The 26,259-nt window shown below is 72.3% G+C and carries 27 protein-coding genes; 9 read left to right on the forward strand and 18 right to left on the reverse strand.

The genetic code is table 11. From position 1 onward, the window contains the following. Positions 1–144: 144 nt before the first annotated feature. The 6 genes from AB0M93_RS35485 to AB0M93_RS35510 form a co-directional block, all read right to left on the reverse strand. Positions 145–1,098 carry a Ppx/GppA phosphatase family protein gene (locus AB0M93_RS35485; RefSeq protein ID WP_364282073.1) on the reverse strand — a complete coding sequence of 318 codons (954 nt, stop codon included), beginning with the start codon at positions 1,096–1,098 and terminating at the stop codon, positions 145–147. A 27-nt stretch (positions 1,099–1,125) separates the two neighbouring features. Further along, positions 1,126–2,298, reverse strand: coding sequence for a lytic murein transglycosylase (locus AB0M93_RS35490; protein ID WP_364282076.1), 1,173 nt, complete (start codon positions 2,296–2,298; stop codon positions 1,126–1,128). A gap of 142 nt (positions 2,299–2,440) precedes the next feature. After that, entirely contained in the window at positions 2,441–2,950 is a 510-nt protein-coding gene (locus AB0M93_RS35495) for a DUF501 domain-containing protein (RefSeq protein ID WP_364282079.1), read from the reverse strand. A 28-nt stretch (positions 2,951–2,978) separates the two neighbouring features. After that, complete coding sequence (locus AB0M93_RS35500; protein WP_364282517.1) at positions 2,979–3,341, reverse strand: septum formation initiator family protein; 363 nt, start codon at positions 3,339–3,341, stop codon at positions 2,979–2,981. A gap of 251 nt (positions 3,342–3,592) precedes the next feature. Continuing rightward, the gene (eno, locus tag AB0M93_RS35505) at positions 3,593–4,879 is read right to left on the reverse strand and encodes a phosphopyruvate hydratase (RefSeq protein ID WP_364282082.1); all 1,287 of its coding nucleotides are present in this window, start codon (positions 4,877–4,879) and stop codon (positions 3,593–3,595) included. A gap of 99 nt (positions 4,880–4,978) precedes the next feature. Further along, a complete protein-coding gene (locus AB0M93_RS35510) occupies positions 4,979–5,440 on the reverse strand; it encodes a VOC family protein (RefSeq protein ID WP_364282085.1) in 462 nt (153 codons plus the stop codon). 72 nt (positions 5,441–5,512) lie between these two features. Between AB0M93_RS35510 and AB0M93_RS35515 the strand changes: the two genes are divergently transcribed. Then, positions 5,513–5,917 (forward strand): tetratricopeptide repeat protein, encoded by a 405-nt coding sequence (locus AB0M93_RS35515; protein WP_364282087.1) that lies wholly within the window; start codon positions 5,513–5,515, stop codon positions 5,915–5,917. A gap of 226 nt (positions 5,918–6,143) precedes the next feature. Here AB0M93_RS35515 and AB0M93_RS35520 read toward each other — a convergent pair whose 3' ends face one another. Further along, positions 6,144–6,890: a murein transglycosylase gene (locus AB0M93_RS35520; RefSeq protein ID WP_364282520.1), complete on the reverse strand. Its 747-nt coding sequence runs from the start codon at positions 6,888–6,890 to the stop codon at positions 6,144–6,146. Between the two features lie 367 nt (positions 6,891–7,257). Between AB0M93_RS35520 and efeU the strand changes: the two genes are divergently transcribed. The 6 genes from efeU (at position 7,258) to AB0M93_RS35550 (ending at position 12,739) form a co-directional block, all read left to right on the forward strand. After that, complete coding sequence (gene efeU / locus AB0M93_RS35525; protein ID WP_364282090.1) at positions 7,258–8,103, forward strand: iron uptake transporter permease EfeU; 846 nt, start codon at positions 7,258–7,260, stop codon at positions 8,101–8,103. Next, positions 8,100–9,245: an iron uptake system protein EfeO gene (gene efeO, locus AB0M93_RS35530; protein WP_364282093.1), complete on the forward strand. Its 1,146-nt coding sequence runs from the start codon at positions 8,100–8,102 to the stop codon at positions 9,243–9,245. The genes efeU and efeO overlap by 4 nt, the downstream gene beginning before the upstream one ends. Next, positions 9,242–10,516, forward strand: coding sequence for an iron uptake transporter deferrochelatase/peroxidase subunit (gene efeB / locus AB0M93_RS35535; RefSeq protein WP_364282096.1), 1,275 nt, complete (start codon positions 9,242–9,244; stop codon positions 10,514–10,516). The genes efeO and efeB overlap by 4 nt, the downstream gene beginning before the upstream one ends. A 62-nt stretch (positions 10,517–10,578) precedes the next feature. Beyond that, a complete protein-coding gene (locus tag AB0M93_RS35540; RefSeq protein ID WP_364282099.1) occupies positions 10,579–11,148 on the forward strand; it encodes a WHG domain-containing protein in 570 nt (189 codons plus the stop codon). After that, entirely contained in the window at positions 11,145–12,287 is a 1,143-nt protein-coding gene (locus AB0M93_RS35545) for a GDSL-type esterase/lipase family protein (protein ID WP_364282102.1), read from the forward strand. Before AB0M93_RS35540 ends, AB0M93_RS35545 begins: the two co-directional genes overlap by 4 nt. 17 nt (positions 12,288–12,304) lie before the next feature. Continuing rightward, the gene (locus AB0M93_RS35550) at positions 12,305–12,739 is read left to right on the forward strand and encodes a PPOX class F420-dependent oxidoreductase (protein ID WP_364282105.1); all 435 of its coding nucleotides are present in this window, start codon (positions 12,305–12,307) and stop codon (positions 12,737–12,739) included. 11 nt (positions 12,740–12,750) lie between these two features. On the opposite strand, the gene AB0M93_RS35555 is transcribed toward AB0M93_RS35550, so the two are convergent. The 7 genes from AB0M93_RS35555 to AB0M93_RS35585 are packed head-to-tail and all read right to left on the reverse strand — an operon-like array spanning position 12,751 to position 18,885. Then, positions 12,751–13,317 carry a hypothetical protein gene (locus AB0M93_RS35555; RefSeq protein ID WP_364282107.1) on the reverse strand — a complete coding sequence of 189 codons (567 nt, stop codon included), beginning with the start codon at positions 13,315–13,317 and terminating at the stop codon, positions 12,751–12,753. Beyond that, complete coding sequence (locus tag AB0M93_RS35560) at positions 13,314–14,672, reverse strand: hypothetical protein (protein ID WP_364282110.1); 1,359 nt, start codon at positions 14,670–14,672, stop codon at positions 13,314–13,316. Before AB0M93_RS35560 ends, AB0M93_RS35555 begins: the two co-directional genes overlap by 4 nt. Continuing rightward, positions 14,669–15,472: an ABC transporter ATP-binding protein gene (locus AB0M93_RS35565; RefSeq protein WP_364282113.1), complete on the reverse strand. Its 804-nt coding sequence runs from the start codon at positions 15,470–15,472 to the stop codon at positions 14,669–14,671. Before AB0M93_RS35565 ends, AB0M93_RS35560 begins: the two co-directional genes overlap by 4 nt. Positions 15,473–15,491: 19 nt before the next feature. Continuing rightward, a complete protein-coding gene (locus tag AB0M93_RS35570) occupies positions 15,492–16,286 on the reverse strand; it encodes a zf-HC2 domain-containing protein (protein WP_364282115.1) in 795 nt (264 codons plus the stop codon). Further along, on the reverse strand, positions 16,283–16,840 hold the full coding sequence (locus tag AB0M93_RS35575; protein ID WP_364282118.1) for a sigma-70 family RNA polymerase sigma factor: 558 nt from the start codon (positions 16,838–16,840) through the stop codon (positions 16,283–16,285). The genes AB0M93_RS35570 and AB0M93_RS35575 overlap by 4 nt, the downstream gene beginning before the upstream one ends. Positions 16,841–16,894: 54 nt before the next feature. Continuing rightward, a complete protein-coding gene (locus AB0M93_RS35580; RefSeq protein WP_364282121.1) occupies positions 16,895–17,827 on the reverse strand; it encodes a MazG family protein in 933 nt (310 codons plus the stop codon). After that, entirely contained in the window at positions 17,824–18,885 is a 1,062-nt protein-coding gene (locus tag AB0M93_RS35585) for a SurA N-terminal domain-containing protein (protein WP_364282124.1), read from the reverse strand. Before AB0M93_RS35585 ends, AB0M93_RS35580 begins: the two co-directional genes overlap by 4 nt. A gap of 76 nt (positions 18,886–18,961) precedes the next feature. Here AB0M93_RS35585 and AB0M93_RS35590 point away from each other — a divergent pair, with 76 nt between their 5' ends. Continuing rightward, complete coding sequence (locus AB0M93_RS35590; protein ID WP_364282127.1) at positions 18,962–19,369, forward strand: hypothetical protein; 408 nt, start codon at positions 18,962–18,964, stop codon at positions 19,367–19,369. Between the two features lie 137 nt (positions 19,370–19,506). On the opposite strand, the gene mfd is transcribed toward AB0M93_RS35590, so the two are convergent. Both mfd and AB0M93_RS35600 read right to left on the reverse strand, forming a co-directional pair. Next, complete coding sequence (mfd, locus tag AB0M93_RS35595) at positions 19,507–23,061, reverse strand: transcription-repair coupling factor (RefSeq protein WP_364282522.1); 3,555 nt, start codon at positions 23,059–23,061, stop codon at positions 19,507–19,509. A 224-nt stretch (positions 23,062–23,285) separates the two neighbouring features. Next, the gene (locus AB0M93_RS35600; RefSeq protein ID WP_364282129.1) at positions 23,286–24,209 is read right to left on the reverse strand and encodes an LLM class flavin-dependent oxidoreductase; all 924 of its coding nucleotides are present in this window, start codon (positions 24,207–24,209) and stop codon (positions 23,286–23,288) included. Between the two features lie 74 nt (positions 24,210–24,283). Here AB0M93_RS35600 and AB0M93_RS35605 point away from each other — a divergent pair, with 74 nt between their 5' ends. Then, the gene (locus tag AB0M93_RS35605) at positions 24,284–25,054 is read left to right on the forward strand and encodes a helix-turn-helix transcriptional regulator (protein WP_364282132.1); all 771 of its coding nucleotides are present in this window, start codon (positions 24,284–24,286) and stop codon (positions 25,052–25,054) included. Between the two features lie 15 nt (positions 25,055–25,069). Here AB0M93_RS35605 and AB0M93_RS35610 read toward each other — a convergent pair whose 3' ends face one another. Then, positions 25,070–25,579, reverse strand: a complete 510-nt coding sequence (locus AB0M93_RS35610; RefSeq protein WP_364282134.1) for a DedA family protein — start codon at positions 25,577–25,579, stop codon at positions 25,070–25,072. Further along, complete coding sequence (locus AB0M93_RS35615) at positions 25,551–26,147, reverse strand: methyltransferase domain-containing protein (RefSeq protein ID WP_364282137.1); 597 nt, start codon at positions 26,145–26,147, stop codon at positions 25,551–25,553. Before AB0M93_RS35615 ends, AB0M93_RS35610 begins: the two co-directional genes overlap by 29 nt. Positions 26,148–26,259 lie beyond the last annotated feature (112 nt).

Raw genomic sequence — 26,259 nt, forward strand, 5'->3', positions numbered from 1 at the left:
GTTCGCGATTTGATGCTGTACCGTCTGTCGTTTGAAGACTCACCTTTCATCTTGTTAGGTCTACTCGTCTTTGCTGGCCGTGTCGACCCTTCAATCACGCGTGTCGACTGCTCGATCACGCGTGTCGACCCTTCAGTCACGGGGTCAGGCGAGGGAGAGGGCGATACCGTCGAGGATGTCGTGCTCGCTGACCACCAGCTCGGTCGGTCCGCCGCGGGCCGCGAGCTGCTCCGCGATGGTTTGGACCACTACCGCGCCGCCGCCGATGACGTCGACGCGTCCCGGGTGGATCACCGGGTTCGCCGCGCGGGTGGCGTGGTCGCTCTGCAGCAGTTCGGTCGCGAGGCGGTCGATGTCCGCCGGGGTCAATGTGGACAGGTGCACCCGCTCGCTGTCGTACTCCGGCAGGCCCAGCGCGATCGCCGACAGCGTGGTCACCGTGCCGGCGACCCCCACCCACGTCTTCGCCCGGGCCACGTCGACGACGTCGAACGCCTCGGTGAGGACCTTGCCCGCCAGGTCGCGGGCCGCCGCGATCTCGTCCGCGGTCGGCGGGTCGCTCTTCAGCGCGCGCTCGGTGATGCGGACGCAGCCGATGTCGACGGACTTCGCCGCGAGCACCTCGGCCTGCCGGCCGTCCCAGGTGCCGAGGACCAGCTCGGTCGAGCCACCGCCGACGTCCACGACGACGAACGGGCCGTCGTCCGGGTCCTGCTCCCCGACCGCGCCGGTGAAGGACAGGCGCGCCTCTTCGTCGCCGCTGATCACTTCGGCCTCGACGCCGAGGGTCTCGCGCGTCATGCGGAAGAAGTCGTCGCGGTTCTTCGCGTCGCGGGTGGCGGAGGTGGCCACCATGCGCACCTTCTCCACGCCCTTGCGCCGCGCGGCGACCGTGTAGTCGGCCAGCGCGGCCCGGGTGCGTTCGAGCGCCTCGGGGGCCAGCTCGCCGGTGGCGTCGACGCCCTGGCCGAGCCGGACGATCCGCATCTCGCGGTGCAGGTCGCGCAGGTCGACCGTGCCGTCGTGGCGGGGTGTCAGCTCGGCGACGAGCAGGCGGATGGAGTTGGTCCCACAGTCGATCGCGGCAACACGAGGCATGCGATCACCCTAACCGGCCCGGGTACGTCAGCTCGTAGGCGTCGGCGGCGTGGTCGTGACCAGGACGACCGACGTGGGCACCGACGTGACGATCTGCCCGCACGTCGGTTCGGGCGGCGTGGTCTTCGTCGGTGTGGTGGTGGTCTCGCCAGTGGTGTCGGTCGGGGGCGGCACGGTCGTGAAGCTCGTGATCGTCGTCGGGACGGCCGTCGTGGTCGTCGGCGGTTTGGTGCACGACGGCGGCTCCGACGTGACCGGCGGCTTCGAAGTGCCGGTCGTTGTCGGCGGCGGCTCCGAAGAAGTCGTCGTCGGGACCGGCGGCGGGATGGCGGGCGGCGGCGGAGCGGCCGCGGCGTTGGGCGCGCCGATCGGCACCGTGCTGTCCGGCACCTGCATGATCCCGTTGCGGTAGGCGTCCGCCCACAGGATCACCGTGTTCACGTAGGTGTCGGAGTTGTTGTAGCGGTGGATCGCCCCGCGCAGCTGGTCCGGGTTCGCCAGGTCGAACCCGCCGGAGCAGAGGTAGCGGCCGGTGGCCAGCGCCGCGTCGAAGATGTTGTTCGGGTCGGCCTTGCCGTCGCCGTTGCCGTCGGAGGCGTAGGCCTTCCAGGTCGCCGGGATGAACTGGGTCGGGCCGACCGCGCGGTCCCACACCGGGTCCGTGTCGAGCGCGCCCTGGTCGGTGTCGGGGATGGCGGCGAACCCGCCCTGGCCGTTGAGCTGCGGGCCGAGGATCGGCTCGAGGGTGGTCCCGGCCGCGTCGACGTACCCGCCGCGCGCGTGGTTGGACTCGATCCGGCCGATGCTGGCGATCAGCGCCCAGTCGACGTGGCACGCGGGCTGTTCGCGGCCGAGGATGTCGGCGGCGTTGTGGTAGGCCTTGAGCGCGGTGGCCGGGATGCCGAGCGGGCCGTCGGGGAGCTCGTAGGCCGGGAGCGGCAGCGGGGTGGGTGCGCCGGGGAGGGTCCCGTCGACGGCGATCTGCTGGATGGCGGCGTGCCCGGGGTCGTAGCCCTGGCCGAGCGCGGCGTCGCGGGTGTGGTCACCGCTGCCGCCGAGCCAGCCGAGGGTGCCACCGCCGGCGACCAGCGCCGGGACGACCGCGATGATGCCGGTGATCAGGGGGAACGCGGTGCGGTGGCGGATCCCGAACCTCCGGGTGTAACTCCCGACTGCGTCTGGCAGCCGCCGCACACGCATGACTCAGAGCCCTCCTGGCCGGATCGGTCGCCACCCTCGGGACACAGCCTGCCGTACCCGAGGCGAGGTTTCACCCCGTCGAAAGACCCGAATCGGGGTTTTCGCTCACCCAGACCAGTTATCTGTTCACAACGCGCGATCGTTACGCGGCACAGTCTCCCGAAGGCCACCCGTTGGCCTTAAGCAGCGCCAGCGTCTCGTCACCGAACGGATTCCTGCCCGGCCCGACGGCGAGGGTGTGCGCGACGTGCACGTGCAGGCACTTGACGCGGCCGGGCATGCCGCCCGCGGTGACCTGGTGGCCGAGCGGCTCGATGGCGTCGCGCTCGGCGAGGTAGGTCTCGTGGGTGCGCTGGTACTGCGCGGCGAGTTCGGGATCGGTGGTGAGCCGCTCGGTCATCTCCTTCATGATCCCGGACGCCTCGATGGTGCCGATCATCGAGTTCAGCTTCGGGCAGGTGAGGTAGTAGAGCGTGGGGAACGGGGTGCCGTTCTCCAGCCGCGGGCTGGTCTGCACGACGGAGGGGTGCCCGCTCGGGCACCGCGCGGCGATGGCCCGCAGCGCCCGCGGCGGCCGTCCGAGCTGCTCCGCGATGATCTCGCGGTCGGCGTCGGTGACGGGCTCGAACCGGTGCTGCTGCGTGCTGTTCACGCCCTCCAGGTTAGAGCGTGCTCCTCGGTCAGCCCGAAGAGACCTGGTTCCAGAGGTTCTCGTACCAGGAGCTGCCCGCCACCGGCTGCTGTCCCGGCTGCGGGGCCGCGTCCGGTGCCTTGTCCTCCGGCAGCTGGACGATGTAGGGCGTCTCGCCCGGCTTGACGTACCGCAGCCGCCGCCGGGCTTCGGCCTCGATCTGCGCGGGGTCGCTCAGCTCCGCCTTGCGGCCTTGGAGCTGAGCGACCTCCTGCTGCAGCTGAGCCTGCTGGGCCTGCTGTTCGCGGACCTCGGTCCGCTGGGAGAGGTACGTGCGCAGGGGCACGGCGATGGTGAACGCCAGCGCGCACACCACGATCGCCACCACCGCCGCACGGCGGGTGGTGGACATGCCGAGCACCTTCGCCGCGCCCGACGCACGCTTCGCCGCCAGCCCCCGGCGCAGCCGGGCCCTGGTGGTCTCCGCGTCGCTGGTGCGGCGGCGCGCCGCCGTCGCGCCGTCCGCCGTCCGGGGCGGCCGGGAACCCGGGCTGCCCGCGCGCCCGGCCTCCGGGCGGCGGGTCCGCGTGGGGCCGCCGACCCGCGACGCCCCGCCGGCACCGCCGCGGCGGCCGCGTGTCCTCCCCCGGTCCGCCATCGGCGTCAGCCCTCGGCGCTGAACCGCGGGAAGGCCAGCTCGCCGGCGTACCGGGCGGCGTCACCGAGGGTCTCCTCGATGCGCAGCAGCTGGTTGTACTTGGCGATCCGCTCGCCGCGGGCCGGGGCACCGGTCTTGATCTGGCCGACGCCGGTGGCGACCGCCAGGTCCGCGATGAACGTGTCCTCGGTCTCGCCCGAGCGGTGGCTCATCATCGACTTGTAGCCGAACGACGTGGCCAGCGAGATCGCGTCGAGCGTCTCGGACAGGGTGCCGATCTGGTTGACCTTCACCAGCAGCGCGTTGGCGGCGCGGCGGGTGATGCCCTCCTCCAGGCGGTCCGGGTTGGTGACGAACAGGTCGTCGCCGACGATCTGGACCTTCTCGCCGACCTCGGCGGTCAGGGTGACCCAGCCGTCCCAGTCGTCCTCGCTCAGCGGGTCCTCGATGGACACGAGCGGGTAGTCGCGCAGCAGTTCGGCGTAGTAGGCCGACATCTGCTCCGCGCTCCGCTTGCTGCCTTCGAAGGTGTACGCGCCGTCGGCGAAGAACTCCGTCGCGGCGACGTCGAGGGCCAGCGCGACATCGCGGCCCGGGGTGTAACCGGCCTTCTCGATGGCCTGCAGGATCAGGTCGAGCGCCTCGCGGTTGTTCGCCAGGTTCGGCGCGAAGCCGCCTTCGTCGCCGAGACCGGTCGAGAGGCCGCGGCCCTTGAGCACCGACTTCAGCGAGTGGTAGACCTCGGCGCCCCAGCGCAGGGCCTCGCGGAAGGTCTCCGCGCCGATCGGCGCGATCATGAACTCCTGGACGTCGACGTTGCTGTCCGCGTGCGAACCGCCGTTGAGGATGTTCAGCATCGGGACCGGCAGCACGTGCGCGTTCGGGCCGCCCAGGTAGCGGAACAGCTCCAGCTCGGCCGACTCCGCGGCGGCCTTCGCGACGGCCAGCGAGACGCCGAGGATGGCGTTCGCGCCGAGGCGGGACTTCGCCGGCGTGCCGTCGAGGTCGACCAGCTTCTGGTCGACGATCCGCTGGTCGACGGCCTCGATGCCGACCATCTCCGGGCCGATCTCGTCGAGCACCGCGGCGACCGCGCGCTCGACGCCCTTGCCGTTGTAGCGGCCGGTGTCGCCGTCCCGCAGCTCGACCGCCTCGTGCTCACCGGTCGACGCCCCCGACGGGACCGCGGCCCGCGCCAGGGTGCCGTCGTCGAGAGCCACCTCCACCTCGACCGTCGGGTTGCCGCGCGAGTCCAGAATCTCGCGCGCGCCTACCTGCTCGATGAGAGCCACGCCATGCTCCTCGGTGCGTCGTGCCTGTGGTGAATTCCGCCTCCGCGGGGAAGAGAACGTCGGCGGTGGTTTCGCGCCCAGCCTAGCCTTCACCGCAGTTCACCCGTTGGAGGACTCACCGCCCGCGCGGACCTCCTGCCAGCCGGGCGGCAGCTCGACGGTCTCCGAAGTCTGCTGCCAGAACGTCCAGCTGTTGCCGCCGAGATCGGCGACGGTGTACACCCGGGCGCCGTAGGGCTGGTCCTGCGGCGGGTCGAGTTCGCACTCGTCCCCGAGCGCGGCGGAGATCCGCTCGTAGTGCCCGTCGACGTCGTCGACGTAGACGATGTTGAGCTGGCCGACCGGGCCGTCGACCCCCTTGGCCTGCCAGTAGTCCGCCCCGACACCGGCGATCTGGATCCGCGCTCCGCCCGCGCACAGCGTCGCCTGGAACACCTCGCCGGCGCCGTCGCAGAACCGGACCTCTTCGGTGAAGCCGAAGACCCTGGTCAGCCAGGCGAGCGCCTCGGTGGCGTCGGCGTAGTACAGGTAGGGCGCCAGGCCCCGGTACGGGCTGCTCATGGCGGCACAGTCCATCACGTCCCGTTCGGAGGCGTGTGCATCCCCCTCCCCGGGGGTAACGTGGGGGTGACCATGACGGACGCCGCAGCTGCTTCGCAGCCTCCCGAGGAGTCGCGGTTCCATGCCTTCCGCCAGGCCGAAGACCTGGTCGGCCGCCGTCGTCCGCTCGACGCGCTGAAGGCGCTGCAGCCCCTGCTGGAATCCGAGACGGACAAACCGTCGGTGCACCTGCTGGCCGGGCGCGCGTACTTCCACTCCGCCCAGTTGCGGCGCGCCGAGGAGGCGTTCACCCGGGTGCTGGAGCTGGACCCGACGGACCACTACGCGCGATTCATCCTGGGCCGCACGCTGCAGCGGCTCGGCCGGTTCGTCGAGGCGCTGGCGCAGATGCGGATGGCGTCGGCGATGAACCCGGTGCCGGAGTACCTCGAGGCGATCAACGAGGTCAAGGCCCGCATCGCGCTGCGCGAGACCTGACGCGGCCAGGGCCGAACGGCCCGGGTCACCTCAGCCTTTCGGCCGGCCGAAGCGGGCCCGTCGGCCGATGTCCGGCACCCCCTCGTGCGGCGAAGCTGGTTCCAGACGCGAAATCAGGGAGGAACCGGAAATGTCGATCTTCGTCACGCTGGGCGCCTACGCCGGCTTGCTGCTGCTGGTCCTGATGGCCGTCACGCCGTTCGTCGCCGACCGCGAGCTCTGACCCTCAGGGCGCGACGCTCGCCTCCGCGTAGGCGTCCGCCGCACTGAAGACGTCCTGGCCGTACGCCACGGCCTGGTTGTAGAACAGGATCGCCCGCCACCAGCCGGCCGGCGTGCCGAGGTCGTCGCCGCCGGAACACAGGTAGCGGGCGGCCGTGAACGCCGAGTCGTCGATGTTCTGCGGGTCCGGGGTGCCGCCGTCGCCGTTCGCGCGCTCCTGGTACTTCTTCCACGTCGACGGCAGGAACTGCATCGGGCCGATCGCGTGGTCCCACGACTTGTCGCCGTCGAGCTTGCCGCCGTCGCTGTCGTGCACCGCCGGAACGCCCGGCGAGCCGTCGAGCGGCGGCCCGACCACCGGCTTCGCCACGCGCCCGTCCGCGCCGATCGCCGCGAGGTCGAACTCCCCGCGCCCGGTCTCCACCCGGCCGATGCCCGCGAGCGTCGCCCACGAGAGGTGGCAGGTCGGCTTCTGGCGCTGCATCCACATCTCCGCCCGGCCGTACGCCGACAGCACGCGCACCGGGAGGTGCGTCTTGTCCGCGACGCGCGCGGCCCACGCGTCGAGCTCGGCCCGGTCGGACACCTGCGGCCGGTCGACCGGCGCGGCGAGCCCGGCCCGCGGCGCTTCGGCGCCGGGCTGCGGACGCTGTTCGGGGATGGCGAGCGCCGGCTGCACCGCCGGTGACGCGGTCGGCGCGCCGGGGTTCCGGACACCGATGGTCACCAGCAGGACCACGCCCGTGACCACCAGTCCCAGCGCGAGGGCGATCCGGCCGAGGTACCGCCTGGGCGGCCCGCCCGGGGGCGGCGACGGAGGCGTGACGGTCGGCTGAGCGGTATCGGCCACTCGAACAGGTTACGGAGCCACTCAAGAGGGGTACCCCGGCTGGCTGACCAGGCAAGCGGAAGGTAAAAACCGCCCCGCTGCCAGCGACATCACAAATTTCGTTATCGAGTCGACGCGCAGCCCCCTGACCTGCGGTTACCCTAACCTAACTTCCAGCCGTAGTCCCTTTTGACCGTTTCCTCCGCCTCGGGCGGGCGGGCGCGCACTGGACTTACAGGTGAGCCTTACCTAAAACCATCACGGAAGCAGAACTCAGGGAGGCGGACCGGTGTTGTTCTCGAGCGCGCTGATCGGGCTGCGCGAAGGCCTGGAAGCCGCGCTGGTCGTCAGCATCCTGGTGGCCTTCCTGGTGAAGACCGAGCGGCGCCACGCGCTGCGCTGGGTCTGGCCGGGTGTCGGCGCCGCGGTGCTGCTGTCGGTCGCCGTCGGCGCGGTCCTCACCTTCACGACCCACCAGCTGACCTTCGAGCACCAGGAGCTGCTCGGCGGCAGCCTGTCGATCGTCGCCGTCGGGTTCGTCACCGCGATGATCTTCTGGATGCGCAAGGCGTCGAAGAGCATCGCCGCCGAGCTGCGCGGGAAGATGGACGACGCGCTGGACGTCGGCCCCGCGGCCGTGCTGCTGCTGTCGTTCCTCGCGGTCGGGCGCGAAGGGCTCGAGACCGCGGTGTTCTTCTACTCGACCGTCCAGGCGGCGCAGTCGGACACCGTGCAGCCGCTGATCGGCTTCGCCATCGGCATCGCCGCCGCCGTCGTGCTCGCCTGGCTGCTCTACAAGGGCGCCGTCCGGTTCAACCTGGGCAAGTTCTTCACGATCACCGGCGTCCTGCTGGTCTTCGTCGCCGCGGGCGTGCTCGGCTACGGCCTCCACGACCTGCAGGAGGCCGCGTTCCTGCCGGGCATCCACACGCTGGCGTTCGACGCGTCGAGCGCGCTGCCCGAGACGTCCTGGTACGGCGCCCTGCTCAAGGGCATCTTCAACTACTCGCAGCAGACGACCGTGCTGCAGGCGGTCGCCTGGGTCGCCTACGTCGCCGTCGTGCTGCCCCTCTTCCTCAAGCCCAGCAAGAAGACCGTGCCGGCGCCCGCCGTCGCGGCCGCCTCGAAGGAGTGACCGTGCGCAAGACCCCCTCGCTGGCCGTACTGGCCGGCGCCGCCATGCTGGTGACGCTGGCCGCGTGCGACAGCAAGAGCGACTCCGCGGGTACCGCGGCGGACGGCGGCCCGATCAAGGTCTCGGCGTCCGACACCGCGTGCGAGGTCTCCGCCACCACGGCCAACGCCGGCAACGTGACCTTCGAGATCACCAACAAGGGCACCAAGGTCACCGAGTTCTACCTCTACGCCGAGGGCGACCGGATCATGGGCGAGGTCGAGAACATCGCCCCCGGGCTGAACCGGCGGCTGATCGTCGAGGTCGCCGACGCCGGCAAGTACCAGACCGCGTGCAAGCCGGGCATGGCCGGCACCGGCATCCGCGGCGACTTCACCGTCACCGGCGGCGCCGCCAAGCAGAACGACAGCAACGCCCAGAAGGCGCAGGCCACCAAGAGCTACGCGGACTACATCGCGAACAACACCACCGCGCTGCAGGACGAGACGGCGAAGTTCGCCGACCTCGTGAAGGCCGGCAAGGTCGACGAGGCGAAGGCCGCGTACGCGCGCACCCGCGTCTACTACGAGCGGATCGAGCCGGTCGCCGAGAAGTTCGGCGACCTCGACCCGGCCATCGACGTCCGCGAGGCCGACCTCGAGCCGAACCAGCAGTTCACCGGCTTCCACCGGCTGGAGAAGGACCTGTTCAAGACGGGTCTGCAGCCCGACAGCGCTCAGATCGCCGACAAGCTGGTGACCGACGTCAAGGACCTGGTCGCCAAGACCAAGACCCTCGAACTGTCCGCTCTGGATCTCGCGAACGGCGCCAAGGGCCTGCTCGACGAGGTCGCCACCGGCAAGATCACCGGCGAGGAAGAAGCCTTCTCGCACACCGACCTCTGGGACTTCCAGGCCAACGTGGACGGTTCGAAGGGCGCGATCACCTCGCTGCGGCCGGTGCTGCAGGCGAAGGACCCGGCCCTGGTGTCCACTTTGGACAAGGAGTTCGCGAACGTCCAGGGCCTGCTCGACAAGCAGCGCGCCGGCGACGGCTTCAAGCTCTACACCGACCTTTCCCAGGACCAGGTCAAGGAGTTCGCCTCGGCCGTCGACGCGCTGGGCGAACCGCTGAGCAAGGTTGCGGAGGTTGTCTCGAAGTGACGTCGACAGAGGGCATTCAAGCGGAGGGCACGCGCGTCTCGCGGCGGAAGCTCTTCGGCCTGGCCGGCGCGGGGGTCGCGCTCGCCGGGGCGGGGGCCGCCGCCGGCATCGGGATCGACAAGGCGACGAGCGGCAGCGCCGAGGCGTCGACGAACACCGTCGACTTCCACGGCGAGCACCAGGCCGGCATCGTCACGCCGGCGCAGGCCAACCTGCACTTCGCGGCCCTCGACGTCACGACGAAGGACCGCGAAAAGCTGCGTCAGCTGCTCAAGACGTGGACCGACGCGGCCCGCCGGATGACGGCGGGCCAGGAAGTCGTCGCGAACGGCGCGGTCGGCAGCGGCGCGTTCGCCCCGCCGGGCGACACCGGCGAGGCGCTCGACCTGCCGCCGTCGAACCTGACGCTGACCATCGGGTTCGGGCCGTCGCTGTTCGACGGCCGGTTCGGCCTGGCGGGCAAGCGCCCGCCGCAGCTGATCGACCTGCCGCTGTTCCCGAAGGACAAGCTCGACCCGGCCCGCAGCGGCGGCGACCTGTGCATCCAGGCCTGCGCGGACGACCCGCAGGTGGCGGTGCACGCGGTCCGCAACCTGGTGCGCCTCGGCTTCGGCGTCACCGAGGTCCGCTGGTCGCAGCTCGGCTTCGGGCGCAGCTCGTCGACGTCGCGGGCGCAGCAGACGCCGCGGAACCTGTTCGGGTTCAAGGACGGCACGAACAACATCAAGTCCGAGGACACCGACTTCCTGCGCGACCAGGTCTGGGCCGAGGCCGGCGACGGGCAGGCGTGGATGGCGGGCGGCTCCTACCTGGTGGCGCGCCGGATCCGGATGCACATCGAGACGTGGGACCGCGAGACCCTCGACGGCCAGGAGAAGATCATCGGCCGCACGAAGGGCTCCGGCGCCCCGCTGGGCCAGACCGCGGAGTTCGACGAGCTCGACCTGGACGTCGGCGGGGCGGGCGGCGAGAAGCTGATCCCGGCGGACTCGCACGTCCGGCTGGCCTCGCACCAGGCGCTCAACGGCGTCCGGATCCTGCGCCGCGGCTACAACTTCGTCGACGGTTCCGACGGCGTCGGGCACCTGGAAGCGGGGCTGTTCTTCCTGGCGTTCAACCGCGACACCCGCAAGCAGTACGTGCCGATGCAGCAGGCGCTGTCGTCGAAGGACGCGATGATGGAGTACGTCCAGCACACCGGCTCCGCGCACTTCGCGGTCCCGCCGGGCGTGACCCGCCAGTCGAGCTGGGCGGACGCCCTGTTCTCCTGACCCCGCTTGCCTAAAGCCTTTAGGTTGATCTAACCTGGCTTTAGGCGAACGGGAGAAGGTTGATGGTCCGAGCAGGATTGACGACGGAACGCGTCGTGCGTGCCGGCGCGGAGCTGGCCGACGAGGCGGGCTTCGACAGGCTGACGCCGTCGGAGCTGGCCCGGCGGCTCGGCGTCCAGGTCGCCAGCCTGTATTCGCACGTCAAGAACGCGCACGACCTGCGGACGAAGGTCGCCCTGCTGGCACTGGACGAGCTCGCCGACCGGGCCGCCGCGGCGCTCGCGGGGCGGGCCGGGCGAGACGCGCTCGTCGCCTTCGCCGACGTCTACCGCGACTACGCCCGCGAGCACCCCGGCCGGTACGCCGCCGCGCAGCTGCGGCTCGATCCGGAAACCGCCGCCGCGAGCGCCGGTCCCCGGCACGCCGAGATGATGCGCGCGATCCTTCGCGGCTACGACCTGACGGGCCCGGACGAGACGCACGCCGTGCGGCTGCTGGGCAGCGTCTTCCATGGGTTCGTCAGCCTCGAGACCCAGGGCGGGTTCGACCACAGCTCCCCCGCGGCGGCCGAGAGCTGGGTCCGCATCCTCGCCGCCCTCGATTCCCTTCTGCAGGATTGGCCACGCTCGTGATCGACATCCCCCTGACCGCCGACCTCGTCCGCGGTGCCCTCGAACTCGAACGCACCGGACGCGGCCTGGTGCCCCACCGGCTCCCGGCTCGCGCGCGGGCGCAGAACAGCGACCCGCGGCTCGCCATGATCGAGGCGCAGCCCGCGGGAGTGCGGCTGCGGTTCCGGACCCGGGCGGACGTCGTCGAGCTGGAAACGCTGCGGACCAAGCAGGTGCACGCCGGCCTCCCGCCGCGACCGGACGGCGTGTACGACCTGGTGATCGACGGCTCATTGGCCGCTCAGGCGAGCGTGGACGGCGGCAACACGCTGAACGTCGACTTGGCGACCGGCGCGTCCTCGCTCACCACGGGTTCTCCCGGTGTCGTCCGGTTCGCGGGGCTGGGCGGGCAGCCCAAGGACGTCGAGCTCTGGTTGCCGCACAACGAGCTCACCGAGCTCATCGCCCTGCGCACCGACGCGCCGGTCGAGGCCGTGCCCGCGGGCCGGGTGTGGCTGCACCACGGCAGCTCGATCAGCCACGGCTCGAACGCGGCGAGCCCCGCCACGACGTGGCCCGCGCTCGCCGCCACCGCGGCCGGCGTCGACCTGGTGAACCTCGGCTTCAGCGGCAGCGCGCTGCTCGACCCGTTCACCGCGCGGGCCCTGCGCGACACGCCAGCCGACCTGGTCAGCGTCAAGCTCGGCATCAACGTGGTCAACGCCGACCTGATGCGGCTGCGCGCGTTCGGGCCCGCGGTGCACGGGTTCCTCGACACGATCCGCGACGGTCACCCGGACACCCCGCTCGTGGTCGTCTCGCCCCTGTACTGCCCGATCCACGAGCAGACGCCCGGGCCGGGCGACTTCGACCACGCGGCCTTGGCCCGTGGCGAGGTCCGGTTCCGGGCGACCGGTGACCCGGCCGAGCGCGCGGCGGGCAAGCTGACGCTGGAGGTGATCCGGGCGGAGCTGGCCCGGATCGTGGCGCAGCGGCAGACCTCGGACCCGCACCTGAGCTACCTCGACGGCCGCGCGCTGTACGGCGAGGCGGACTTCGCGGAACTCCCGCTGCCGGACGACCTCCACCCGTCTCCCGCGGCCCACCGCCGGATCGGCGCGCGGTTCGCCGCGCAGGTGCTTGACTTCAAGGGAACTTGAAGTTCGACACTTCGTGAATGTTTACCGATGCAGAGATCGCCTACCTCGCCGCGCAGCCGCTGGGCCGCCTGGCGACCCAGCAGCCGGACGGGACCCTCCAGGTGAACCCGGTCGGCTTCCGGTACAACCCGGACGAGAAGAGCATCGACGTCACCGGCCACCGGATGCGCAGCAGCAAGAAGTTCCGGAATCTGGCGACGAACAACCGGGTGGCCTTCGTCGTCGACGACCTGCCCTCGACGGACCCGTGGCGGGTCCGCTGCCTGGAGATCCGGGGCCACGCCGAGGCCCTGGTGGGCGTCGACTTCCCGGAGCGGCACCTCCCCCATCTCCCGGAAGGCCACTTCGACGACGCGATGATCCGGATCCGCCCGGAGCGCATCTTCGCCTTCGGCGTGGAGGACTGGGACAAGGAGCCCTACGAGATCGTGATGAACATCCGCAACGTCTGACCCGGCCTGGCTCACCCCCGGCGGCCGCCCCAGGCGGTGTAGGCCACCGCGCCCGTCACCGCCAGGACCACCGCGGTCCAGGTGGCGGCCGCCGTTCCCGGCGGCTGCAGCAGCCACGCCGCGACGCGGCTCGACGTCGACGTGTCGTTCGGGACGAACGGGCTGATCGCGCACCAGGCCAGCGGGAGCGTCCAGCCGAAGTGCCCGCCGGCGGCCGTGACGGCGAGCCCCGCCAGGCCCGCCAGGCCGGCGGCGTCGCGCACCACGACCGCCAGGGCGACCTGCGACGGGCCCAGCTCCTGCACACCCAGCACCAGCGCGCCGGCCACGACGCCGAGCAGCGCCAGGTGCGCGAACCGCCGGACCGGCCACGGCAGCGCGGCCGCCCGGTCGAGGTCGGCGTCCTGGCCGCTGAGCCCGGTCGCCGTCACCGCGACGCCGGCGGTCAGGGCCAAGGAGGCCAGGACCGCGTTCCAGGCGTCCCGCCCCGGGAACCACACTGTGGCCGTCACGACCAGCAGGGCGGCGAAGGCGGCCGGCACCTGTCGCGAGCGGGCGTACAGCGTCACCCACCTCATCGGAGGGCTCCGGGCACGAGCGTGTCGAGCGGATCGCCGTGGCAGGTCAGCAGGACCTGCCGCAGCGCGACGATCCGCGCGAACCGGACGTCCGCGGGCAGGGCGCGGAACTGCGCCCAGGCTCGGTCGATCGGGCCGGACTGGGTCTGGAACCAGTGGCGGCCGTACTCGGGCAGCGGTTTCAGCTCCCCGGTGAAGTACGCGGCCGCGATCATCCGGCCGCCCAGATCGGACAGGTCGGCGGAGCTCGGCCGCACGCACGACGGCACCCCGGCGCCGGCGAGCACCGCGGCACGCAGATCGGCGGCGTCCGCCGTGCGCAGCCCGTCGTTGCGCTGGAAGTCGAGGTAGACGACGTCCGGGTCGCGCGGGGCGGGCTCGCTGACCGAGTCGGGTGCGACCTGCTCCTCGACCCGCGTCGGCGCCCCGGGCAGCTTCGCGAGCATGGCGAGCGCTTCGCGGGCCGGTCCGGCGACGGCGGCCAGCCGGTCGTGGTGGAGTTCCGCCAGGCAGACGGGCCCGTCGCAGACCTTCCGGGCGGCGTGGCTGTCGGTGGTGAAAGCGGCTTCGGGAACGGCGGGGAACAGCGGCAGGGCGACGGCAGCCCCGGCGACGAGCGGCAGCAGGCCCAGCAGCCGTGCCCGGGTGGAACCGGCCGACAGCAGCAGGAACGCGGTGACGGCGAGGCCGCCGAACCACACGGCCTGCCCGGCGTCGAGCGACGCGGTCGTGGTCACCACGGACCCCCGCGGCTCGGCGAGCGCGGGCGCGAGCGGACCGAGCCGGCGCGGCAGGACGGCGTCCAGGTCGGGTTCGAGCGACATCCAGCAGAGGGTGGTCCCGACGAGGGCCAGCACGGCGAGCCCGGGCGCGGTCAGCGGGTGTGGGACCAGCCGTCCGACGGCCAGCCCGGCCCAGCCCCCGGCGACGACGCCGAGCACGCCGACGAGCAGCACGGGCACGAACGCGAAGGAGAAGAACCCGCCGTGGGCGAAGACTTCGACGACGCCGGCCCCGAAGACGAGCAGGTAGGCCAGCCCGGTGAGCGTGCCGAGGGCGGCGGCGAGCCGGATCGCGCGGTGCCACGGCGGCCGCGGCGTGGTGGCGAGCAGCTCGGTCATGCCGGAGCGGCTGTCGCGCATGCCCTGGATCGCCCCGGCCCCGACCACGACGGGCCAGAGGAACTGCAGGAGGAACCGCACCCAGAGCGCGGTCGTGGTGGTGTGCGCGGTCCACGGCGCCGGCACCTTCCACCAGGGCCCGGAGAGGAGGAAGAGGAAGCCGAGCGCGAAGAGGAACAGGGCGAGCCCGGCCCAGGGCGCGATGGAGCGCCGGAGTTCGATGCGGAAGATCACCACGCCCCCCGGCCCGGCTCGTGGTTCAGCAGGGCCGAGTAGCCCCGCTCGATCGGGCTGTCGCCCACGTCTTCGGTGGTGCCCGCCTCGGCCAGCTCGGCCGGGGTGCCCTTGAAGACCAGCTTGCCCTCGGCGAACAGCACCACGTCCGTGCACGCCGTGGCCACGTCTTCGACCAGGTGCGTCGAGATCAGCACGCACGAGTCGCGGCCCAGTTGCTGGACCAGCTCGCGGAACCGGACCCGCTGGGCCGGGTCGAGGCCCGCCGTCGGCTCGTCGAGCAGGAGGATGTCCGGGTCGTTCACGATCGCCTGGGCGATGCCCACCCGGCGGATCATCCCGCCGGACAGCGTCTTCAGGCGGTCGTCCGCGCGGTCGGCCAGGCCCACCCGCTCCACCGCCCGCTGGACCGCCCCCGGGATGTCCTCTTTGGACATCTCCTTCAGCCACGCCAGGTATTCGACGAACTCGCGGACCGTGAACCTCTTGTAGTACCCGAAGTTCTGCGGCAGGTAGCCGATCCGGCGGCGCAGCTCACGGCGGCCGGCCTGACCGCCGGCCGGGGCGCCGAGCAGCGTCAGGCGCCCCGAAGCGGGCCGGAGCACCGTCGCCAGCGCCCGGATCAGCGTCGTCTTGCCCGCGCCGTTCGGGCCCAGCAGCCCGTGCACCCCCTTGCCGAGGGACAGGTCCAGCCCGTCCACGGCCATCTTCCGCCGCCCCACCCGCACCTTCAGCCCCTCCGCCTGGATTTCCCAGGCGTAGGCCGCCGGTGCGACCTCGGCCGCTCCCACTGCCCGCATGCTTTCCTCCCTCACGAACTCAGTTGTTCGCGCCGAGCCGGGTGAACGCCGGCCCGCGCAGGACGACGACCGCCGTGGTCGCCGCGAAGATCCCCGCCCACACCGGCAGTGCGCCGGTGCCGAGCGCGACCGCCTGCCCCAGGTGGGCGAACGACGGCAGCACGATGACCGCCAGCCACACCGCGATCAGCGCGTACGCCGCCCGGGTCACCCCGGTCAGGCCGCCGAGCGCGAGCGTGCCGGTGGTGAAGGCCAGGCTCGGCAGCAGCCAGAGGGCCGGCGCGGTGCCGGTCAGCCACCCCGCCACCGCGAGCACCGGCAGGACGACGGCGAGCACCACCGCCGTCCGCCGGACGACCAGGTAGAGCCCGGCCCGCGGGGTCGCGGTGACGACCTCGTAGGCCGGGTCGAGCCCCCGCGCCCACGACGCCGCGACCCCCAGCACCGGCAGCACCGGGGCGAACAGCTGCACCGTCGTGACGTCGAGCGCCGCGCGCCACACCTGGTCGAGCAGCACCGCGGCTCCGGTGACCGCCACGATCATCGCCAGCCACGGCGCCATCGCCGGTGTCATCCAGGCGGCGAGCAGGTGACGCCGGCGGCGCGGCGGCGTGTGGAGCGGGGACGACGGCAGCTCGGCCGAGATCCGCGACCAGACGACGTCCACCAGCGGCTGGACGGGCGCCATCCCGGCCAGCCGCGCCCGGCACCGCGCGCACTTCTCGAGGTGGGCTTCGAGGCCCCACAGCTCGTCGCCCGGGAGGTCGTCACCCGCCACGTACGCGGCGATGAGCCGGTCCGGCGCATGGGTCATGACAGTGCCTCCCGCATCGCGATCCGCGCCCGCCGCGCGCGGGTCTTGACGGTTCCTTCCGGCAGCCCCAGCAGGACGGCGGTTTCGCGGACGGTCAGCCCGTCGAGCACCATCGCCTGCAGCACCGCCCGCAGCTCCGGGGCGAGGTCGCGCAGGGCGACCCCCACCTCGTCGCCGATCGTGGTCGCCAGCAACTCGTCTTCGGCGCCCGCCACCGGCGCGACGTCGAGCACCACCTCCGGCGGCGGCTGCGCGTGGTGCGCCCGGCGCCGGAACGCGTCGACCAGCCGGCGGGCGGCGATCGTCCACAGCCAGCCGACCGCGCTGCCGCCCGTGGCCGCACCGGCGAACGAGCCGGCGGCCCGCCAGACGGCCAGGTACGTCTCCTGCATGACTTCCGCGACGATCTGCTCGTCCGCGCACCGGCGGCGCAGGCGCACGGCGAGCCAGGGCGACGTGCGGCGGTAGAGCTCTTCGAACGCCGCGCGGTCGCCCCGGGCCGTGCGCCGGACGAGGTGCTCCTCGTCGGCGTCCTCCGGGGGTGGCTGTCTCACACCGGGCAAGACGCCGGATGCCGGGGAACGGTTCTCACCCGGTGGTGAGCTGCGTCACATCGGACGCGTCGGCCAGAACTTCCGCCAGCCGTCGGCCTCCAGGGTCGTCGGCTCGAGCCCGGCGTCGCGGGCGGCCTGTTCGGCGGCCCGGATGTCCTTCGCGAACTGCTTCGCCAGCGCCCGCAGCTCGACCTCGGGGTCGGCACCCGCGCGGCGCGCCGTGGCCGCGATGCGGAACAGCTGCGCGGCGGCCGCGGTCCCTTCGGGGAAGAGGTCGAGCGGGATGCCCGCGCGCCCGGAGCGCTGCCCCAGCTTGCCCGCCAGCGCGACGGCGGGCTGGCCGAGCGCCACGCCGTCCACAATGGACCGGCGTTGCTTCTCGTGCTGCTTCAGCTCTTCCCACTTGACGTTCTGGTGCTCGACCGTGTGCACCTGGCCGTCGCCGGCGAAGACGTTCGGGTGCCGGCCGACCAGCTTCGCGACCAGCGCCGCGGCGACGTCGTCGATGCCGAACGGGTCGGTGGGGTCCTCGGCCGCGACGCGCGCGTGGAAGAGCACCTGCAGCAGGACGTCGCCGAGCTCTTCGCGCAGCGCCTCGCGGTCGCCTTCCTCGATGGCGTCGAGCAGCTCGTAGGTCTCCTCGACCAGGTACTGCCGCAGCGAATCGTGCGTCTGCACGGCGTCCCACGGGCAGCCGCCCGGCGAGCGGAGCCGGTCCATCACGTCGGCGGCCTCGACCAGGGGCGGCACCGGCGTCTCGATGACTTCGGCGCCGGTCGCGATCAGCAGCGCGGCCGCGGGCTCGTCCCGGGACCCGGCGAGCAGCACGACGTCGACCAGGGACGGCGCCTCAGTGACCGCCGGGACGCCGAACGCGGCCGGATCGACGTCCGTGGCCGCGTAGACGGCGCGGGAATCACGCAGGATCTTGAGCGCCGCACCCGGCAGCGTCGTCCCGCGGACGACCACGACGACACCCGTGCTCACTGCTGGGTACGACCGGAACCACCCGGGGACAGCACGATGCCCTGCGCGGCGTCCTCGTTCGGCACGACGGTCATGGCCACGACGTCCCACACGCCGTACCGCTTGTTGACGCGCACGCCGAGTTCGTCGAACAGCGGCTGCGCCTGCCGCATGCCGGCCGCGGTCTTCGTGGTGGCGTCGAGGTCCGGCGCCTGCTCGGTGGCGACGGGCTTGTCCGTGCGCTGCCGGATCACGCCGACGAACCAGGCGCCCTGGTTGCCGGGGAACGGGAAGACCACGGCCGAGCCGACGGGCGATCCGAAGAGCGGCCCGGCGGCCAGCGCACCGGCCTGGGCCGCCGGCAGCGCCTCGCCGACCCCGGCGAACGGCGGAACCGATTCGGGGCTCTCGCCCGTCTGGGTCGCCCGCTGCCGCAACGCGGCGAGGTACTGGACGTCGGCGCCGATCCGCTTGCCCGAGGCCGCCGGGTCGGCGGCGAACTGCCGGGCGAGGTCGAAGGCGGCCTTCTTCGCGTCGGCGCCCTGCGTTGCGGCGCCGGTGGCGGCGTCCGGGACGAGGCCGACGGAGGTGTAGTCGAAGGTGACCGACGCGTTCGGCACGGTCTTGTCGGCCAGCGCCTGGGCGAGGAAGGTGTCGGTCAGTTCCTCGCGGTGGTCGCGCGTGCGGGCGACGACCTGGCTGACCGCCTGGGTCTCGTTGCTCGCGTCGGCGGGAACCGGCCCGTTCAGGGGATCCTTCGCCAGCTGGGCGTCGATCTGGGCGTAGTTGGGCGTGATGCCCTGCTTTTCGGCGGCCTTGGTGACGAGCTCGTGCAGCACCAGCTGGCTCACGACGGCCCGCCCGACCAGGTCGAGCTTGTGCTCGTTGGCGAGCTTCTGCGCGTACGGCTGTTCGCGGACGGCCTTGTTGATCAGTTCCTGCACCCGGTCGATGGAGATCGAGTGGTCACCGATGACGGCGGCGGCACCGACCTGGCTGGGCCCCGAGCCGCACCCGGCGAGGAGAAGAGCACCGGCAACGACCCCGACCAGCGCGCGAGGGCGCCCGATGATCCGCATCACAGCGCATACCCTCTCACACCATCGCCCCCGAAACGCAACACCCATGAGGTCGCGACGGCGGTAATGTCGACTTATGGACCATTGGCTGACCATCGAGGTGTTTGACGGGGAGCATTCGGCTTCGCAGTGGCGCCTGGCTCAAGGGGACGCCCTCACCGAAGCGGCGCTGACGAACGGCGCCGAGCAGTGGGTTTGGCACGAGCACCGCTGGGGCGTGGTGCTGGAGATCGAGTTCGCGACCGAGGAGCGCCGAGACGCGTTTCGCGCGTTGCCGGTGGTGACGGCAGCGCTCGACGCGGTCCCGGACCCGGCGCGCGGGTTGCTGGTGTACCCGGGAAGGGGCGGGGGCTCGGGGTCGCGGATGCCCCGGAAGCCCCGGCCGCTGCCGATGGCGGGGGCAGGGGCGGTTCCGGTGCCCGTCGAGTCGGTGCGGATGGGGTTGGCGGAGGCCATGCCGCCGATGTTCAGCGAGGTTTGCTGAGCTCGCGCCACTCCGGGGTGGCGGCGGTGAGGATGCCGCCTTGACGGTTCTTGGTGTCCCGGATCAGGACTCCGCAACCGGAAACCACGGCGCCACAACGGAAAATCCCCCGATGTGGCGCCGGGCGTCCACCCGCCTTACACCGCCGCCGGCTTCTTCGTCAGCTGCGTGAGCAGCTTTGTGCACCAGTTCAGGAGCTCTTCGTCCCGCAGCGTCGGCGCGCCGATCCGGCCGCCCGCCGGGCCCTCCGTCGGCTTCGGGACCGAAACCGTGTTCGTCACCGCCTTATACATCGCCGTCGGGTACAGCCGCTTCAGCCGCACCATCTGCGAGTCCAGCAACGGCAGCGGCGCGAACCGGATCGTGTTGCCCTGGACCGCCACCTCCGTCACGCCCGCCTCGCGGCACGTGTGCCGGAACTTCGCCACCGCCAGCAGCCTGTTCACCGGTGCCGGCGGCTGGCCGTACCGGTCGATCAGCTCTTCGCGGACCGCGTCCAGGCCCTCGGTGTCCGGTGCCGCCGCGATCTTGCGGTACGCCTCCAGGCGCAGCCGCTCGCCCGGCACGTAGTCGTGCGGGATGTGGGCGTCGATCGGGAGGTCGACGCGGACTTCCGCGAGCTCCTCGTCCTCCGTCGGCTCCGCGCCCGCGTGCCGCCGGAACGCGTCGACCGCTTCGCCGACCAACCGCACGTACAGGTCGAAGCCGACGCCCGCGATGTGGCCCGACTGCTCCGCGCCCAGGATGTTGCCCGCGCCGCGGATCTCCAGGTCCTTCATCGCGACCGCCATGCCCGCGCCGAGCTCGGTGTTCTGGGCGATCGTCGCCAGGCGGTCGTGCGCGGTCTCCGTCAGCGGGGCCTCCGGCGGGTACAGGAAGTACGCGTACCCGCGGTCGCGGCCTCGCCCGACGCGTCCGCGCAGCTGGTGCAGCTGGGCCAGCCCCAGCAGGTCACCGCGCTCGACCAGCAGGGTGTTGGCGTTGGAGATATCGAGCCCGGTCTCGACGATCGTGGTGCAGACCAGGACGTCGTACTCGTTCTCCCAGAAGCCCTGGATGATCTTTTCGAGCTTGTCCTCGTTCATCTGGCCGTGCGCGGTGACGACCCGCGCCTCCGGGACCAGTTCCCGGATGTGCCGCGCCGCCTTCTCGATCGAGGAGACGCGGTTGTGGACGTAGAAGACCTGGCCGTCGCGCAGCAGTTCACGCCGGATGGCCGCGCCGACCTGCTTGTCGTCGTACGCGCCGACGTAGGTCAGGATCGGGTGCCGGTCCTCGGGCGGGGTGAGGATCGTGGACATCTCGCGGATGCCGGCCAGCGACATCTCCAGGGTGCGCGGGATCGGCGTCGCCGACATGGTGAGCACGTCGACGTGCGTGCGCAGCGCCTTGATGTGCTCCTTGTGCTCGACGCCGAAGCGCTGCTCCTCGTCGACGATCACGAGGCCGAGGTCCTTGTAGCGGATGCCCGTCTGCAGCAGCCGGTGCGTGCCGATGACGATGTCGACCTCGCCGCTCGCGAGCTGTTCCAGGATGATGTCCGACTCGGTCTTGTTCGTGAACCGGGACAGGCCCTTGATCGTCACCGGGAACGAGCGCATGCGCTCGTGGAAGGTGTTCAGGTGCTGCTGGGCGAGCAGCGTCGTCGGCACCAGCACCGCGACCTGCTTGCCGTCCTGCACCGCCTTGAACGCGGCGCGGACGGCGATCTCCGTCTTGCCGTAGCCGACGTCACCGCAGATGACGCGGTCCATCGGGACGCCGCGTTCCATGTCGGCCTTGACCTCGTCGATCGCCGCGAGCTGATCGTTGGTCTCGGTGAACGGGAAGGCGTCCTCCAGCTCGCCCTGCCACGGCGTGTCCGGGCCGAACGCGTGCCCGGGCGCGGCTTGGCGCGCGGCGTAGAGCTGCACCAGCTCGGCGGCGATCTCCTTGACCGCCTTCTTGGCCCTGGCCTTGGTGTTCTTCCAGTCGGATCCGCCGAGCTTGTTCAGCGTCGGCAGCTCGCCGCCGACGTACTTGGACACCTCGTCGAGCTGGTCGGTCGGCACGAACAGCCGGTCGCCGGGGTGCCCGCGCTTGGACGAGCCGTACTCCAGCAGCAGGTACTCGCGGGTGGCGCCGGCGACCGTCCGCTGGACCATCTCGACGAACCGGCCGATGCCGTGCTGCTCGTGCACGACGTAGTCGCCGGCCTTGAGCGCCAGCGGGTCGACCGCGTTGCGCCGCCGGGACGGCATCTTGGTGGTGAGGTCCTTTGTGGACGTTCCGGCGCCCGAGCCGCGGCCGGTCAGGTCCGCCTCGGTGAGCACGACCAGCGCGCGCTCCGGCGAGATGAAGCCGTCGGTCAGGCCGCCGCAGGTGACCGTGACGACGCCCGGCGCCGGCGCGCCCTTCAGGCCGTCGCCCGCCAAGGAGGCCGGGACGTCGGCGGCCGAGAACTGCTCGACCGCGCGAGCCGCGGTGCCGTGCCCGGCGACGACGAGCACCGCCGTGCCGCCCGACGCGATGTGCGCGCGCAGGTCTGCCGTCGCGCGCTCGAGCTCGCCGCGGTAGGCGGGCGCGGCCTCGACCGAGACGCGGTAGACGTCGGGGTCTTCGCTGGTCAGCTGGGTGAGCGTCCACCAGGCGCGCTTGGTGTCCTGCGCGTGCGACGCGATCTCGTCGAGCCCGCGGTAGGCCGACGCGCCGAGGTCGATCGGGGCCTGGCCGCCCGCTGCGGCCGTCGTCCAGGACGCTTCGAGGAACTCCTGGCCGGTGCGGACGAGGTCGGCGGCGCGGGCGCGGATCTTCTCCGGGTCGGTGAGCAGCACGTGGGTGCCCACCGGCATCGCGTCGGTGAGCAGCTCCAGCTCGCCTTCGCAGAGCACCGGGATGAGCGCCTCCATGCCCTCGACCGGGATGCCGTCGGCGAGCTTGGTGAGCATCTCGGCCAGGTGCGCGTCGGCTTCGTACGTCTTCGCCAGCTCCGCGGCCTTCTCCTTGACCGGCTGGGTGAGCAGCAGCTCACGGCACGGCGGCGCGGTGACCCGCGGGATCTCCCCGGGCAGCGACCGCTGGTCGGAGACGGCGAACGCGCGGATCTCGCTGACCTCGTCGCCCCAGAACTCCACCCGGACGGGGTGCTGCGCGGTGGGCCCGAAGAGGTCGAGGATGCCGCCGCGGACGGCGAACTCCCCGCGCTTCTCGACCATGTCGACGCGGGTGTAGGCCAGCTCGACGAGCCGTTCGAGGAGGCCTTCGAAGCTCTGTTCCTCGCCGACGACGAGGTCGACCGGGGCCAGGGACCCCAGGCCGGGCGCCATGGGCTGGATCAGGCTGCGGACGGTGGCGACGACCACGCGCAGGCCGTCGTCACCGGTCTTCAGCCGGTGCAGCACCTCGAGCCGGCGCCCGACGGTGTCCGCACGCGGGGACAGGCGTTCGTGCGGCAGGGTTTCCCAGCTCGGGAAGTCGGCGACGGCACCGCGGCCGAGCAGCGCGCCGAGCGACGCGGTCAGCTCGTCGGCCTCACGGCCGGTGGCGGTGACGGCGAGCACGGGCTTGCCGGCACCGTCATCGGCCGCCAGGGCCGCGGCGACGAGCTGCCGCGCGGCGATCGGGCCCTGCAGCTCGAGCAACGGCGCGCCGGCCCGCTCGACCACGCCGCGCAGGGCCGGGTCGGGAAGGATGGCGGTGAGGAGTCCGGACAGTGGAGCGTCGGTCACGGCCCCCAGCCTACGTGCCACCCCCGACAAGTTTCCGGTCACGGCTGGTCGCGGGACAGGGTCACGGCTCGGCCGTGCGCAGGCCGGGACGGATGGTCATGGCGTATCGACGCCGGAGTTCCGCTGGTGGAGGCCGACCGGCCGGGTGAACATTTCTTCGGCCCGACCGCCGGGCCGGTGCCCCGCCGGACGAGCTCTGCCCGGCCCGGTCACGGCTGGTGGCGCAGCAGGTTCACCACCTCCGCCACCCGCGGCAGCTGCTCGTCGAACACCTTCGGGTCGGTGCTCGCGATGCGCAGCAGGAAGTGCTCCACCCCTTCGTACTCGCGCAGCTGCGCCGCCACCTCCGCGGCGCTCCCGGTCACCTGCATCTGGATCCCCTGGATCAACGCCGCCGGGCGGCCGTAGTTGCGCCGGCAGTACTCCTCCAGCAGTTCCCGTCCGCGGTCGGCGTCGTCCTCCACCAGGACCGTCGCGAACAGCGCCGGGGTCACCGGGCGGACCGCCGTCGACCGGATCCGGGCGAGGCCCTTGCCGTAGTCCGCCGGGGCCGGTGGGTAGGGCAGCCAGCCGTCGTACAGCCGGCCGGCTCGTTCCAGCGCGCCCGGTGTGTACGCCGCCAGCCACACCGGTGGGCCGCCCGGGCGGGCCGGTGCGGGGAACACCGGCAGCGAGTCGTAGTGCAGCAGAGCGCCGTGGAAGGAGGACGCGCCGCTCCAGATCGCGCGCCACAGGGCCACGATGTCGTCCAGGCGGGCTCGGCGGCGCTCCCACGGGACGTCCGCGAACGCGAACTCCGGCTCGCTGCGGCCGGCGAACCCGGCGCCGACCGCCACCGTGAGGCGGCCGGAACTGAGCAGGTCCAGGGAAAGCAGCTGGTTGGCCGTCAGGATGGGGTTCCGCAGGGCGGGGAGCAGCGCCGCCGTCCCCAGCGTCACCCGGGAGGTCCGGGCGGCGAAGGCGGCCAGGACCGTGAGCGCGTCCAGCGGCGCCCGCGCGAGGGTGTCGCCGACCCAGACCGAATCGAGGCCGAGCTCCTCGGCGGAGACGGCGGTGCCGACCAGCTCGGGCGCGGTCCGCCCGGCGTCGAGGATGGGCTGGTAGGTCGGGACGACCAGGCCGTAGTTCGTCATGGCCGCAGCGTCGCCGAACCCGGGTATGCGCTCAATTCCCCGCGGGGAATGGACCGGCCGAGCAGGATGGACCCGTGGACTTCGGAACGGCGCTCAAGGACTGGCGCACCCGCCGGCGGCTCAGCCAGCTCGACCTGGCGTTGCGCGCCGGTACGACGCAGCGGCACGTGAGCTTCATGGAGAGCGGGCGTTCGGTGCCCGGGCGCGGCATGGTCCTGCGCGTCGCCGAGTCGCTGGAGCTGCCCCTGCGCGAGCGCAACGGCCTGCTGCACGCCGCCGGCTACGCGCCGACGTACCCCGAAACGCGACTCGGCGACCCGGCGATCCGGCCGGTCCTCGACGGCCTGCGGCGGCTGCTCGACGGCCACCGCCCGTACCCGGCGATCGTCGTCGACCGGTACGGCGTGCTGGTCGCCGCGAACGACGGGTTCAAGCTGCTCACCGAAGGTGTCGCACCCGAACTGCTGCGCGAACCGGTCGACACGCTGCGCCTCGCGCTGCACCCGCGCGGGATGGCGCCGCGGGTGCACAACCTCGACGACTGGGCGCGGCACATCCTCGAACGCCTCCGCAACGACCTCGCCCGCACCCCGGACGAGCGGCTCGCGGCGCAGCTCGCCGAGCTGGAGGGGTACCTGCCACCGCCGTCGCCGCCGGGCCCGGAGCACCTGGGGTTCGCGGTGCCGGTCCGGCTGTCGACGTCCGTCGGAGAGCTGCGCCTGATCACCGCGATCACGACCTTCGCGACCGCGGCGGACGTGACGGTGTCGGAACTCAAGCTGGAGACGTTCCTGCCCGCGGACGCCGAGACCGCGGAACGGCTCGTGAGTGGTAAGGCGCGTTAGAACGCGCTTTACCACTCACGACGAGGTGACCAGCGCTGTTGTGTGCCCCACCAGCAGTTCCGCGCTCGCCCACAGCGTCGCCGCGGCCAGGCTGCCCGCCGCGAACCGGCGGTACGGCATCGCCGCCGAGCCCGCGACGCGCGGCACCAGCGTCCGGACGCCCGCCAGGCACCTGCCCGCGATCACCGCCGGGACGCCGTGGCGCGCGACCGCCGCTTCCGCGCGGTCCCAGCGGTCCTCGCCGATGCGGCGCGCCAGCCGGGAACTCCGCAGCCGGGGCCCCCAGTGGCGTCCCTCGAAGTACGCGAGCTGGTCGCCGAGGACGGCCGCGGCGACGGCCACCGCCCAAGCGAGCCCGAGGTGGAGCGTCCCCCGCTCGGCGAGGAACCCCATCAGCAGCAGGGTCGACAACGTCGGCAGCACGATTCCCGGCAGCAGCGCGGTTTCCGCCGTGATCACCAGGGCGCAGACCAGGTAGACGACCGCCGGGGGCGCGTCAAGCAGAGGCCGCAGCAGGCTGTCCACGCCGCGCCCTTCCCACCGCGACCGGCAGCGCCGCGCGGTAGACGAACGCGGGCGGCAGGTTGCCCCAGACCACCGAAGTGCGCTCCACGACCGCGAACCGGCTTCGCAGCGACGCGGCGAAGCGGCGTGCGGGCGGGGTCCAAGCCGCGTGGGCGTACGCGAACGTCGTGAACCGGCCGTTCGGGGCCAGCGCCGCGGTGACCGCGTCGAGGATGCGCCGCTGCCGGGCCGCCGTCATGGCCGTCCACGGCAGACCGGAGACGACGACGTCGACGTCGTCGAGGGCCAGGTGTTCCGCCGAGCCCGTGACGACGTCGACCTGCGGGAAGCGCTCGCTCAAGGACGCCGCGAATCGCGGGTTGATCTCTATGGCGGTCAGACGCGCTTCGGGGCGAAGGAGTGTAAGGACCGCTTCGGTGAACACGCCGGTGCCCGGCCCGAGCTCGGCGACGCGCGCCGCGCGTTCCAGGCCGAGGCCCGCCGTCATCTCTTCGGCCAGCCGCGGTGAGCTCGGCGCGATCGCGCCCGTCAGGACCGGGTGGCGAAGGAATTCCCTGGTGATCGACATGGTCCCGACGCTAAGAACGGCCGGGGTGGCCGCGAATCCGCCGGCCCGACCGGCCGTGTCCTCCCGAAGGAGGACGAGACCGGTCCGAAGGAAGGACGCCCCGGCCGGGGTC

The organism is Amycolatopsis sp. NPDC051102, assembly GCF_040682815.1.
Taxonomy (GTDB): domain Bacteria; phylum Actinomycetota; class Actinomycetes; order Mycobacteriales; family Pseudonocardiaceae; genus Amycolatopsis.